14 protein-coding genes are annotated in these 11,671 nt (G+C 67.6%); 4 read left to right on the top strand and 10 right to left on the bottom strand.

Annotated features, from left to right (window positions below):
* From DDE10_RS00415 to DDE10_RS00425, 3 genes are all read right to left on the bottom strand, one after another.
* Nucleotides 1–468, bottom strand: a complete 468-nt coding sequence (locus tag DDE10_RS00415; RefSeq protein WP_114950763.1) for an SRPBCC family protein — start codon at nucleotides 466–468, stop codon at nucleotides 1–3.
* Nucleotides 465–794, bottom strand: coding sequence for an ArsR/SmtB family transcription factor (locus DDE10_RS00420; protein WP_114950764.1), 330 nt, complete (start codon nucleotides 792–794; stop codon nucleotides 465–467). Before DDE10_RS00420 ends, DDE10_RS00415 begins: the two co-directional genes overlap by 4 nt.
* Before the next feature lie 351 nt (nucleotides 795–1,145).
* A complete protein-coding gene (locus DDE10_RS00425) occupies nucleotides 1,146–1,496 on the bottom strand; it encodes a winged helix-turn-helix transcriptional regulator (RefSeq protein WP_114950765.1) in 351 nt (116 codons plus the stop codon).
* A 23-nt stretch (nucleotides 1,497–1,519) separates the two neighbouring features.
* Between DDE10_RS00425 and DDE10_RS00430 the strand changes: the two genes are divergently transcribed.
* Nucleotides 1,520–2,482, top strand: coding sequence for an NAD(P)-dependent oxidoreductase (locus DDE10_RS00430; RefSeq protein ID WP_284734346.1), 963 nt, complete (start codon nucleotides 1,520–1,522; stop codon nucleotides 2,480–2,482).
* A 5-nt stretch (nucleotides 2,483–2,487) separates the two neighbouring features.
* Nucleotides 2,488–2,886 (top strand): GFA family protein, encoded by a 399-nt coding sequence (locus DDE10_RS24020; protein WP_490156899.1) that lies wholly within the window; start codon nucleotides 2,488–2,490, stop codon nucleotides 2,884–2,886.
* Nucleotides 2,887–2,998: 112 nt separating this feature from the next.
* Here the strand turns inward: DDE10_RS24020 and DDE10_RS00440 are convergent, their stop codons facing one another.
* The 3 genes from DDE10_RS00440 to DDE10_RS00450 form a co-directional block, all read right to left on the bottom strand.
* Nucleotides 2,999–3,838, bottom strand: coding sequence for a L,D-transpeptidase family protein (locus DDE10_RS00440; protein WP_349356524.1), 840 nt, complete (start codon nucleotides 3,836–3,838; stop codon nucleotides 2,999–3,001).
* Between the two features lie 418 nt (nucleotides 3,839–4,256).
* The gene (locus DDE10_RS00445) at nucleotides 4,257–5,339 is read right to left on the bottom strand and encodes an NAD-dependent epimerase/dehydratase family protein (RefSeq protein ID WP_284734348.1); all 1,083 of its coding nucleotides are present in this window, start codon (nucleotides 5,337–5,339) and stop codon (nucleotides 4,257–4,259) included.
* A 7-nt stretch (nucleotides 5,340–5,346) separates the two neighbouring features.
* The gene (locus DDE10_RS00450) at nucleotides 5,347–5,712 is read right to left on the bottom strand and encodes an SDR family NAD(P)-dependent oxidoreductase (RefSeq protein WP_284734349.1); all 366 of its coding nucleotides are present in this window, start codon (nucleotides 5,710–5,712) and stop codon (nucleotides 5,347–5,349) included.
* A 137-nt stretch (nucleotides 5,713–5,849) separates the two neighbouring features.
* Between DDE10_RS00450 and DDE10_RS00455 the strand changes: the two genes are divergently transcribed.
* Nucleotides 5,850–6,014, top strand: a complete 165-nt coding sequence (locus DDE10_RS00455; RefSeq protein WP_284734350.1) for a hypothetical protein — start codon at nucleotides 5,850–5,852, stop codon at nucleotides 6,012–6,014.
* Between the two features lie 8 nt (nucleotides 6,015–6,022).
* Here the strand turns inward: DDE10_RS00455 and DDE10_RS00460 are convergent, their stop codons facing one another.
* From DDE10_RS00460 to DDE10_RS00470, 3 genes are all read right to left on the bottom strand, one after another.
* Nucleotides 6,023–8,572 (bottom strand): glycoside hydrolase family 9 protein, encoded by a 2,550-nt coding sequence (locus DDE10_RS00460; protein ID WP_114950769.1) that lies wholly within the window; start codon nucleotides 8,570–8,572, stop codon nucleotides 6,023–6,025.
* A 106-nt stretch (nucleotides 8,573–8,678) separates the two neighbouring features.
* Nucleotides 8,679–8,897 carry a hypothetical protein gene (locus DDE10_RS00465; RefSeq protein ID WP_114950770.1) on the bottom strand — a complete coding sequence of 73 codons (219 nt, stop codon included), beginning with the start codon at nucleotides 8,895–8,897 and terminating at the stop codon, nucleotides 8,679–8,681.
* Nucleotides 8,894–9,463: a hypothetical protein gene (locus DDE10_RS00470; RefSeq protein ID WP_114950771.1), complete on the bottom strand. Its 570-nt coding sequence runs from the start codon at nucleotides 9,461–9,463 to the stop codon at nucleotides 8,894–8,896. Before DDE10_RS00470 ends, DDE10_RS00465 begins: the two co-directional genes overlap by 4 nt.
* Nucleotides 9,464–9,798: 335 nt before the next feature.
* Here DDE10_RS00470 and DDE10_RS00475 point away from each other — a divergent pair, with 335 nt between their 5' ends.
* Nucleotides 9,799–11,433 (top strand): caspase family protein, encoded by a 1,635-nt coding sequence (locus DDE10_RS00475; protein ID WP_114950772.1) that lies wholly within the window; start codon nucleotides 9,799–9,801, stop codon nucleotides 11,431–11,433.
* Nucleotides 11,434–11,478: 45 nt separating this feature from the next.
* Here the strand turns inward: DDE10_RS00475 and DDE10_RS00480 are convergent, their stop codons facing one another.
* Complete coding sequence (locus tag DDE10_RS00480; protein ID WP_114950773.1) at nucleotides 11,479–11,664, bottom strand: DUF3008 family protein; 186 nt, start codon at nucleotides 11,662–11,664, stop codon at nucleotides 11,479–11,481.
* Nucleotides 11,665–11,671 lie beyond the last annotated feature (7 nt).

Consider the following 11,671-nt stretch of genomic DNA (forward strand, 5'->3'; position numbering starts at 1 on the left):
TCATTTCGCTTCCACTTCGGCAAGCGCGCCGACCGTCTCGACCACCTTCGGCCAGCCGCCGCTCATGTTGCGGTAGGCGAAATCGTTGCGGGGCGTGCAGAAGCCCGAATGGACGAGCCGGACACGCGTGCCGTCCGGCACTTCGGTGAGCGTCCAGGTGACGATCGTGTCGAGCCGCGACCCGTAGTCGGCATTGGAGTCGCTTCCGCCTTGCCAGGTATGGACCAGCCGCTGGTTCGGGACGACCTCCAGAACCTCACAATGGATGACGCCGTCCCACTGGCCGGCCGGCTTGGTCTGGTAGGTGAAGCGTTTGCCCGCGACCGGCTCGAAACCGGTCGGTTCCATGAGCCAGCGCCCCATCAGGTCCGGGGTCGTCAGGGTCTTCCACAGCATCTCGGGCGAATGGGGAAAGACGGAATCGACGACGATGTCCTGGGTGTCCGGCTTCAATGCGGCGCTGCTCATGGGTCGATCTCCTTCAGAAGGGACTTGAGATTGTCGAAACGGTCGCGCCAGAAGACGGCGTAATGATCCATCCAGTCGACCAGCGGCTTCAGCCCCTCGGGCTGCGCGCGATAATAGACGTTCCGGCCTGCCGGCCGCTCGGCGACGAGCCCAGCCTGCTTCAGATGCTTGAGATGCTGCGAGACGGCGCCCTGCGTGACTCCGCTGCCGCGCGTGAGATCGGCAACCGTCATCTCGTCGGAACGCGTGACCCGCTCCAAGAGGGCTCGGCGGGTCGGGTCGGCGAGCGCACGCATGGCGGTGGTGATGGCGGCGGCTTGATCCATGCCATCCAATTAGTAGACGCTAATTCATTAGTCAACGCTAATTCGTCTGCCTGGTCTGGCCACCGCTCCGTTCTTCCCGTTCCGCCCGCCGCGCTAGCGCTCCAGCTTTGCGCCGACGGCGCGGACGGGGTCCGCTAACCCAGCAGCGCCGTGATGCGCGGGACGTGCGCGTCGCTTCCGGAGTCAGCGGCCATGGCGCGCTCGAAGGGTTTGCGATGAACGTCGGCTCGTCGACATCGATGCCGGCTGCGTCCGCCTGGGGCGGGAGATCTATGACGAGGGCTGCCCGAAGGAACGGGGCCGCACCGCCCATGAGGTGAGTGGATGCGCTCGCCTCCGCCTCGGGGGCGGTCACGTCGGCTTCCTGCGCGTGCCGGTTTCTGCAAGTCGGGCGGCATGTTCCTTTCCCCAATCCGACATCACGTTGATCGCGGATTGGAGTGAGAGTCCTACGGCGGTCACCGAATATTCCACGCGCTGCACCACTTCCGGGTAGACCCTGCGCGCAACAAGTCCGTCGGCTTCCATCTGTCGCAACTGCTCGGTCAGAACCTTTTCGCTGATGCCGGGCAACAAACGCCGCAGCTCGCCGAACCGTCGTGGGCCGGCATGGACTTCCCATAAAATCGTCATCTTCCACTTTCCGCCGACAGCGTTGAGCGCGGCGGCGAAACCGCAGTCATCGGGGGGGAGCCGCTTCATGGCAGTGAGGCCCTTACTTCAAGGTGCGTAATTTACGCACTCTCATACAGCCCTATCAGCCGTGCCCAACTGCGTGGCGCAAGCCCGCGTGCAGGACGAAGGACGAGGAAATGAAGATCTGCGTGATCGGGACGGGACGAATGGGATCGGCGCTGGCATCGGTACTGCTGAAGCAGCGACACGACGTGGCCGTCTGGAATCGAACGGCGTCTCGTTGCCTGCCGCTGGTGCAACAGGGTGCTGTCGCCCTTCCGTCCGTCGCCGACACGCTGGCGACAAGCGATGTCGTGATCGTCAACGTCATCGACTATCGCGTGTCGGACGAACTGTTGCATGCGCCCGAGGCGGCCGACGCGCTCGCCGGAAAGACGGTCGTCCAGCTGACGTCGGGGTCGCCCGCACAGGCGCGGGAAGCCCACGCATGGTCGGCTGAGCGGGGCATCGGCTACCTCGACGGCGCGATCATGTCGACGCCCAATTTCATTGGCACCGATGCGGCCAGCCTCCTTTATTCGGGACCCAAAAGCGCCTTCGATGCGGCGCATCCGGCTGTCATCGACTTTGGCATCGCGACGCATGTCGGCACCGACCCCGGGCTCGCTTGCGCGCTCGATGTCGCCCTCCTCGCGCAAATGTGGGGCAAGCTGTTCGGTACGCTCCAGGCGATCGCGGTGTGCGGGGCCGAGGGTGTCGACCTCGACACGTTCTCGCGCCACATCCCTCGATTTGCCCCGACGGTCAAAGGGGCAACCGACGATCTGATCGCACGGGCACGTGATGACCGGTTGGCGGGTGACGAGCAGACGCTCGCGTCGATCGGTGCTCATCATGCTGCCTTTCACCACCTGCTGGAGATCGTGCGCGAGAAGCGGCTCGACGCCGGAGTTGCGGATGCTTTCGACCGGCTGTTCCGCCGCGCAATCGATCGCGGGCATCTCGATGACGATTTCGCAGCGTTGGTGCCGCTGCTGGCGAGGCGAGCGTGAGCGAAGTGTCGGTCGATCGCGTCGCCCGCTGTTCCTGCGGCGCCCTTCGCACGCGGCTGCGCGGCGCGCCGCGACGCGTTTATGGCTGCGCCTGCACGGAATGCCAGCGTTCAACGGGAACCGTCTTTGCGTATCGCATGGTCTACCTCGACGAGGCCGTGCAGGCGATCGAGGGCGAAGCGAGGCGTTGGCGGCGCATTGGCGATGCCGGTCGGTGGGTCGAGCAGCATTTTTGTCCAACTTGTGGAGGCCTGCTCTACATGACCGCAGAAGCTATGCCGGGCGCGATAGCTGTGTCGGCTGGGTGCTTCGTGGATCGTGAACGGCCGCCGCCGGCGGCTGTTCATAATCTGCACGGCGCCCCGCCTTGGCTCTTGCTCAGCGATTTCGTGCCGCCAGCGTAACGAGGGCCGGTGCCTGGAGTAGGGTGTCACCGTTCGCGTCAAGACCAGGCCCACCGCCGGAAAAAGAAGAGGGCGCGGCTTCATCGAAGCCGCGCCCTTCAGGTGGGGACCGTTATTGTTCAGCGCGTGCCGGCAAGACCCATGGCGAGGCCGCCGACGCGATCGGCATCGTCGCCGCCGGGGCCGTCGGCGCCACCGGCTCGCCGCGGGCCAGAGCGAGTGCGGTGTCCGCTCTCGCCTCGTCGCCGATGATGTGGACGGTAGCGCCGACCCGGGTCGCTCCGAACAGGTGCCGCGAGAAAGCGAGCGGCAGCCGGACGCAGCCGTGCGAGGCGGGGGTACCCGGGATATGGCCGGCGTGGAGCGCGATGCCGTCCCAGGTCAGCCGCTGCATGAACGGCATCGGCGCGTTGTTGTAGAGGTTCGAATAATGCTCGCGGCGCTTCTCGAGGATCGGGAAGCTGCCGGTCGGGGTGGTGTGGCCGCGCCGCCCGGTCGAGACGGTGGTCACGCCGATCAGCGTGCCGCCGCGATAGACGTAGGCGATCTGCTGCGGAATGCTGACCACGACCTCGACCTCGCCCTCCATCGAGAGCTCGGGCCGCCAGACGAATTCGCCCGGATCGAGATCCTCTCCGGGTTCGCCCGCCCACAGCGCCGCCGGACGGGCCGGCTCGGTGGCGGCGGGCGCAAGGTCGTAGCCGTTCGACGGCAGGCCGTGGACGATCGGCGCGGACCAGAGGGCGGCCGGCTGCGCGGTCGCGGCCGTGGTCGGCGCCATCGTCGGCATTGCCGCGGGCATGGCCGCACGAGCGGCGAACGGCACCGCGACCGGAGCCGGGGCCTGGAACGGAGCGGGCGCCGTCGGCGCCGCCTGCGGGGCCGTTGCGGCTTGGGCCGGCTGCGGCAGCGTCTCGAGCATCAGCGTCATCAAGGCGAAGGCGAAATTCATCTCTTGTCTCCCGATCGGGGCGCTCGCCGGCCATTCGTTTCGGCCGCGTCGCCTCGTCGGGAGGGCAGCTACCGTTCGGGCGGAGGAAGTGTTGAACTGAGCGTCGAAGCCCTCACGCCGCTCGGCGAACCTGCGCGCTGTCGACGAATGGGTGCTCTGGAGCGACGAATTGAAGTTGAGGCGACAGATTGAGCGGGATGGACGCGGCGCGGTCGACCCGGCCGGTCTAGGCGGCGGGCTGATGGGGAGGGACCTTCGCCGCCAAGCGGCTCTCGGCGCCGTGCTTACTCCGCCCGCCCCGCCGGCCGATATTCAGGTCTGCACTGGCAGGGCGGCCCAGCCAGCGAGCTCACGCTTGGGGGAAGCGTCATCGGTGCCGCCTCGCCATCGGCCGCCCTGAAAAGGTAGTGCCGCCCTGCTAGGTCAGCGATTCGGGCGCGGTCACGTTGTTCTTTTCGTACCACTCGACGGGACACCGCTTGAGTGCCGCCACCATTGCCGGAAGGGTGTCGAGGAGCCGGTGGCGGGGCACCCAGCCGAGCCGCTTCCGAGCCCGCGATACGTCGAGCGCGTAATGATCGTCGGCCAGGCGGATCATGAACGGCTTGACGAAGGGCGCCTCGCCCTTGTCGATTGCATCGGGGATCAGCGGCTCGAGCTTCTCCTGGACCCAGGCGCCGGCGGCTGCCACAGGCATTGGCAGCCGCAAGGTCGTCCATTGCTCGCGCCCGTGGATGAGGGCGCCGATCACGTCCTGCAGGCGATCGTAGCCGACGGCGTCCGGCTCTCCGATCAGCAGCGTTTCCCGGCGCTCGAGATCGTCCCGCCGGTCGACGGCGCGCCGGAAAGCGTCGAGCATGTCCTCCCGGTGCAGCATCGACTGGCCGACGTCGGTCGCGCCGGAATAGAAATGGCTCTGGATATCCCGCTCGAAAATCCGAGCGATCTGGTGCGCCAGCGTCGGCACCATCGTCTCTTCGTCATAGACGCCCGCCAGGCGGAGGATCAGGAACGGGATGCTTCCGGCTTCCTCGCCGATGGCTGCCTCGGCCTCGGCTTTCGACTGGGGATAGGCCCATCGGGGCCCGATCGGCGACGCCTCGTCGATCTGCTGACCCGGCTTGGTCGGGGCATGGACCAGCATCGTGCTCGCATGGATGAACCGCTCCACCTGGAACGGCTGGAGCGCTTGCAACAATGCACGCGTCCCTTCGACGTTGAGCTTGCTGTAGAGCGGATGCTCTTCGCCGCTGAAATCGAAATAGGCTGCAAGATGGATGACGCTGGCGATGTGATCGCCGAACCGCTCCCGTACCTGCGCCAGGGCGGCGGTGATCGCCTCGTCGTCGGTGAGGTCGACCTCGATCAGGGGAAAGTCGGTCTCGCCCTGCCGATCCAGGCCGACGATCCGGTAGTCGTCGCTGAGAATATCCGCGATCGAGCGGCCGAGATTTCCGGCCGCTCCGGTGATCAGGACGAGGGGGCTCGGTTCGGCCATCATGACAGGATCAGGCCGCCTGGCGCTCGCCGGCTTCTGACCATTTCGCCGGCTTCTGGTCGCCTTGCGCTTCGGGCGCAGCAGGAAGCTGGTGAGCGCGACGCCGGTCGCGCCGACCGCGGCTGCCTTGGCGCGAGATGGGAGTCTCGACCGCCCGCCGTACCTCTGCGCGGCTGCCGATATCAGTGGCGACACGGTCGGCGCGGCCGCCAACGCGGCTTGTCTCTTCGCCGATGCAGCCCGGCCCCAGCTCGTCCCGCGAGACGATCTCCCCGTTGTGGCCGCGCCGCGCCGCCATCCGGGCAGTCGCCAGACCGATTCCGGACGAGCCGCCGTTGATGACGATGGTTTGCTCGGCAAGTGGCTTCGCTTTCAACTTTCTCTCCTGCCAGGGACGGGTAGCGCGCGAGTCCGCACTTCCTGACCAACGGGCGGCCTGTAGTGCCGTTCCCGGCAAACGATACTAGTTTCAAGCATCTATACAGCTGAAGAAGCTGGGCACGACGGCCGGCCTTGGCCGCTAATTCTCTCTGGGATATCCGCGTCGATGCGCATCCTCGTCCGTTCGCCGAGCTCCGCCGGCTCCACGACGTCTTCAGCCGTTCCGTCATTCCGGAGAGCCGCGGCATGCCCACGCGCGCCGATCCTGCCGGCGTCGACGACGAGGAGGATGCGTGAGGGCCGGCTCAGCGCGGCGTCGCTGAAGCCGCCCGCCTTTCTTCGAGCAGGTCCATCGCCGCATGGACGAGCGCGACGTAGATCGGTCCCATGTTCACGACATATTCGTTCTGGCCCCAGAAGAAGGGCCAGGATTCGCTATTCTCGGGGAGGTCGGGCTTGATGATGAGCACGCCCGGAACCACCCCGCCGGCGATGAACGAGAAATCGGCACGGTTGCTGCCATAGGCGACTTCCTTGGAGACCGTGCCGACCCCGGAGACGAACGAGACGTCGGAGCCGGGATGGGTGCCGTGGAGATAGTCGAGCGCGCGGAACACGGCGCTGCCGTCGACGACGTCCGGGAACGCCTTGTGCAGCGCATAGTCGATGAGGCCGGTCTGGATGATGGCACCGTTGCCGGCCCAGCCGCCCTCGGTGATCGGCACGCCATAAGGATTGGCGCGGCGGCTTTCCGCCGCCTGGGCCACATAGTCGCGAGTGGCTGCCTCGAGCGCGGTGCGGAAGCGCGCCGGCATGTTCGGCAGCGCCCGCACCGCCAGCACGGCATGGGCGGGGAAGCGTTCGGCGAGCGACGGCCACAGCGCCTCGATCCGTTCGGCATAAAGGGTCTCGCCGGTGGTGACGAGCAGCTCGACCGCGGCGGTGAATTCCTCGGTCTCGAGCGGCCCGCCGGTGGTGTTGCCGTGGCGGAAGGTGAAGGGCTCGCGACCCTGCTCCTCCGCCCAAACCCTCCGCGCGATATCCAGCGACCGCCGCGCGAGATCGTCATTGTGGCCGCGCAGCGCCCGGCTCGCTGCCGCCAGGGCCGCGATCGAGCCGTAATTGAGCGCCGAAGATCGGCTGGTGAAGACCCAGCGATCATCCGGCGTGCCGCTCCGGCCGTCTCGTTCCTCGCCCGGCTGGAGCGAGGCGTCGTAGATCAGTCCGTCCGTCTTGCTGCCGGCATCGCCGAGATGTGTATATTGAGCGACGTCGGGCTCGACGATGCCGTGGATGGCGAAGCCGATGGCATCGAACTGCGCAACCAGCTGCAACGTGCCATGCTCGATTTGCTGGACGATGTCGGGGCGGCCGTCGGGGACGTGCAGCTCGACCCGCCGCCGCGTCTGGTCGATCCAGGTCGTATCGCGCTCGGGGCGATGCCGCTCCCAGATGTCGACCAGGCTTCGCACCACCGCATATTGGGTCTGGGTGCGCTGGTCGAAATCCCCGGCGTCGAGCCAGCCGCCGATCGCGAGGCCGGGAATATGCTCGCCGGGGGCGAACCGCGTGTCGGTGGTGGGGCCTTGGCGATAGAGGTCGATATGCTCGTGATTGAGCGGCGCCTGGCGGGCATCGTCGCGATGCGGGTCGCCCTGCCAGACGCGATAGGCCTCGTTGACGAACATATGGTCCATCTGGACCGGCAGGAAGACGTCCATGCTCGGATGCCAGGCCTCGGCATAGATGTCGGGCGCGATCCGGAAAGCGGCGGTCCTCACGCCGTCATGCTCGAGCACATAGGTGCCGGGCTCGCGCACCGCGCTGAAGTCGAACAGGCTATAGTCGTAGCGCAGATAGCGGCCCCAGGGCCGCGGTGCGGCGGCGAGGATTTCGGTCTCGCCGCCGTCGGCGCCGATCCGCAGCAGCCGCGCCTCGCGGGCGGCACCGGCCTGGGGATCGCGCTCGATGACGGCGACCTTGCCTTGCTCGGGCGCATAGCCCAGCTGCGAGTGGCCGATCACGGTCGGCCGAACCCAATCGGCGACGCTGTTGACGCGCAATGTCCATTCGACGACCCGCCCGGTCCGGCCCGACGGCAGCAGGCTGCGCAGCACGAACCAGCCGTTCTGCGCTTGGTTGCGGCCGTCATAGAGGTTGATCGGCTCGCCGCTCGACGTGACGGTGATCCGCCGCGCCGGATCCTCGGGCGCCAGCACGATCGTCCGGCCGGAGGCGAAGGGCAGGGGTTCGGCGCCCGGGCCGACGTCGCGGCCGCTGGACGGCTGCCGCTCCCCGCCCGCCTCCATCGTCGAGGAAGGGTATAACGGGAAGGTGCCGCCGCGGCCGTCGGCCATGAAGGTGCGGTGGAAATAGGCGGCGGGGAGGAATTCGAGGTTGAAGCCGGCGCGGCCGGCCAGCGTGTCGGGCACCGGCCGGTCCAGGATGACCGCGATATTCACCATCTCTCCGTTCCGCTCGGCGCGGATGCGATAGCGGAAATCATGATCGGGATATTCGAGCAGCGCCTCGATCGCGCCGGTCTCGGCGTCGACCCGCCGCTCGATCATCCGCCCGATCGGGTCCCACTGCCCCGGCGTCGCCGAAAGGCGGACGTCGCCGTTGGTGGCGGTGCGCCAGTCCTGCTGGACGATCTCGACGCCGCTGATCTTGGCGTCGGCGAAGAGCCCGTCATACCAGTTGCTGAAGACGAGGACGTTGACGCCGCGGCTCTCGAAATAGCCGGCCTGGTTGAGCGCGATTTCCTGCGCCGCGGCGGGTGCCGCCCAGACCAGCCAGGCGGCGCCCGCCAATGCCCAGGCGCCGGTCCGCCGCCTCGTCTTCGCTTCCTTCATCCGTCGCTCTCCCTGTCCGCCGATCGCCGCCGACGCTGATGTGAGCGCTAACATTCCCTTCACCGGCTGAAAAGGCAAGCTCGCGAGGCAGGGGCGTTCGGCAGGGTTACCGAGTGCGTCGGTGACCGGCCCCAAGGAACGCGATGGCCGCCGCTGCCGCCAGAAGCACGGCCGCGGCGCCGAAGGTGAAGCCGGACAGATAATCGGCCGGCAGGCCGAAGGCGGTGCCCTCGGACCGCCCGAGCAGCAGGCCTGCCACTATCAGCGCCAGGGCGGACGCGACGAACCGGGCTGCCGGATTCCTGGATTTGAGCATGATGATCATTCCTCTTCTGAAAGTGCGGGGGCGGCCAGGCGCCGCTTGAAATAGTGAAACGGGAACCAGCTGGTGACGTGTTGCCATTCCGGGCCGGACCCGCGCGGCGGCGGCGCCGACGAAATGCCGATGAGCCGGGCATGCTCCCATTGCTGCATCGTCCGCCGGAAATAGAGGGTGAGCATCCCGATCCCGACCAGCTCTCGGCCGGCGCGGCCCTCGTTCTCGAGGATCCGCATTTCGTTAAAGGCCGTCGCGCCCAACCGGATCTCGACGTCGGCGCCGTCGCATCCGGAAAATGCGGCGCCCCCGCTGCCGAAGCGCTGCTGCGCGGCCTGCTTGCTGATCCCGAGGACGGCGCCGACCTCCGACCAGCTCAATCCGGCGCGGCGGCCGGCGTCGATACAACGCTGGAGCGCCGACCGACCTTCGTCGGCAACGAGGTGCGCGGCCAGGATGAGCTCGACGAAATCGTCCTTGCGATCTCCCGCTACGGGCCCCGCCGCCTCCTCGATCGCCTCTAGCGGCAGGGCCGCCGTGCGACGTCGCAGCTCCTGTTGTTCGGTCGGGTTCATCGTTGCTCCGTCAAGTTCATGTTGACGATGCGTCAATGCTCTATTGACGGGATTCCGTCAATATCTCGTTGACGCTGATCTGTGCCAGTCCCTGAACCGAGGATCGGGCGCCGCCGCCAGGACCCCGTCGGAATCGATCTCGCCCAATGAAGACAGCAGCTCGACTTCTCTCGCGCGGCCGGGCGGAGAGAGACTGCCTCTAGAATCGATTATTTTATTCATGTCTGCGCATTCCCGGCGCGGCCCCCATTCAGCCGCGCTTCAGGGCGCTGACCCGACTTTACCGGAGCGGCGCCGATGCTAAGGCGCCCGGCCTTGGGGTGAGGGAGGTCGCGATGCGGATCGGATCGGGAATGGCGCTGGCCGGGACGCTGCTGCTGGCGTCGCCGTCTTCGGCGCAGGAGGAGCGCACGGCACCGCTCGCCGTCGGCCAATCCGTCGCGGGCGAGCTCACGCCCAACGACCGCCAGCGCCGCACCGGCAAGTATGAGGACGTCTATGTGGTCCGCGCCCGGCAGGGCGAGCGCATCGATCTGCGCCTCTCCTCCGGTGACTTCGATGCCTATCTCGTCGTCACCGGACCCGACGGCTTTTCCCTCTCCAACGACGATGCCGCCGAGGATTCGCTCGACAGCGGCCTCGTCGTCGAGTTTCCCGCCAATGGCGATTATCGCGTCTCCGCCACGACTTTCCGGCCCGGCGAGACCGGCAGCTATCGGCTCGCCGCCGCCCGTCCCGCCGCCGATGCGGCGGTGACGCGGGCGGAGCCCGCCGTGCCGATCGCGCTCGGCGCCGTCGTCAACGGCCGTCTCGCGCCGGGCGATGGCCGCCTCGCCTCGGGCGAGTTCACCGATCGCTACCGCTTCACCGGGCGCCGCGGCCAGCGCATCCGCGCCGAGCTCACCGCCGGCAAGTTCGACACCTATCTCATCCTGCGCCGGCCGGACGGCAGCCAGGACGACAATGACGACCGAGTCGACGGCGCCGAGACCTCGACCAACAGCCGGATCGACACCGTGCTCGCGGAGGACGGCGAATATGTGCTCGTCGTCACTTCCTACCAGCCGGGCGAGACCGGAGACTACCGCCTGGCGCTGGCGCCGAGCCCCGGCCTGGCCCGTCAACGCGGCGTCCTGGGCGGCCCGCGCGTTCTCGCCTTGCTCGTCGGCGTCTCCGATTATGGCGGCCGCACCTCGAACCTTCCGAATACCGATCGCGACGCCGAGCAGCTGTTCGGAAGCCTTCGCGCCACCGGCCTGCTCCATCCGGCGAGCCAGCTCCTCGTCAACGAGCAGGCGACCGCGAAGGGCATCTCCGATGCCTTTCGCCGCGCGGCCGCCCAAGCGGGCCCCGACGATCTCTTCCTCTTCTTCTTCTCCGGCCATGGCGACCAGATCGACGTCACGCCCAGCATCCAGGAACTGGACGGGCGGAGCGAGACGATCGAGCTTCGCGACACCGCCATGACGGACGCCGAGCTCGCGCCGCTCTTCGCGCAGGTGCGCAGCCGGATGGCCCTGGCGGTGATCGATGCCTGCTATTCGGGCGGCTTCCGCAATCTCGTCGACCGGCCGAACGTCATGGGCCTGTTCAGCTCGGAAGAAGATCTCACCAGCCTCGTCGCCGACCGGTTCAAGGCCGGCGGCTTCCTGTCCTTCTTCCTGCGCGGCGGCCTGTCGGGCGAGGCCGACGAGGATGGCGACCGGATCGTCACCGCCGGCGAGCTCGCCACCTATGTCCGCCGCCGCTTCCGGCGCGAGGGCGACATCCCGGCGACCACCCGCGAGGACGAGCGCAACTTCCAGAACCTGCTGATCGAGCGCGGCGGCGTCCATGTCGACGACGTCGTCGTCCGCCTGGCCGGCGGCGAGGCGCCGGCGGCGACCGCCGCAGCGCAACGCCCGGCACGGGTCCAGGCATTGGCGGAAGCGATTCCGGTCAGCAAGCGGGGCGGGTCCACTCGCAAATAACCGCTCGGCGCGAACAACCTTGAGCGGGATGCATCCCCGACTCGATCAGTCTCCGGCGTGCTCGGGCTTACCCTTGCGCTTGGTGGAGGCCATCTTCTCGAGCTCCTTCTTGCTCATCGAATCGGCCATCTGCTTGGACGCGCCCTGGAGCTTGCTCTTGGGCGTGTCGCCGCGCTTGGCGGACAGAGCGGCGCCGGCGGCTTTCTGCTGGGCGGCGGACTTGGCGGGCATGGAACGT

The organism is Sphingosinicella terrae (genome assembly GCF_003347635.1).
GTDB classification, from domain to species: Bacteria; Pseudomonadota; Alphaproteobacteria; order Sphingomonadales; family Sphingomonadaceae; genus Allosphingosinicella; species Allosphingosinicella terrae.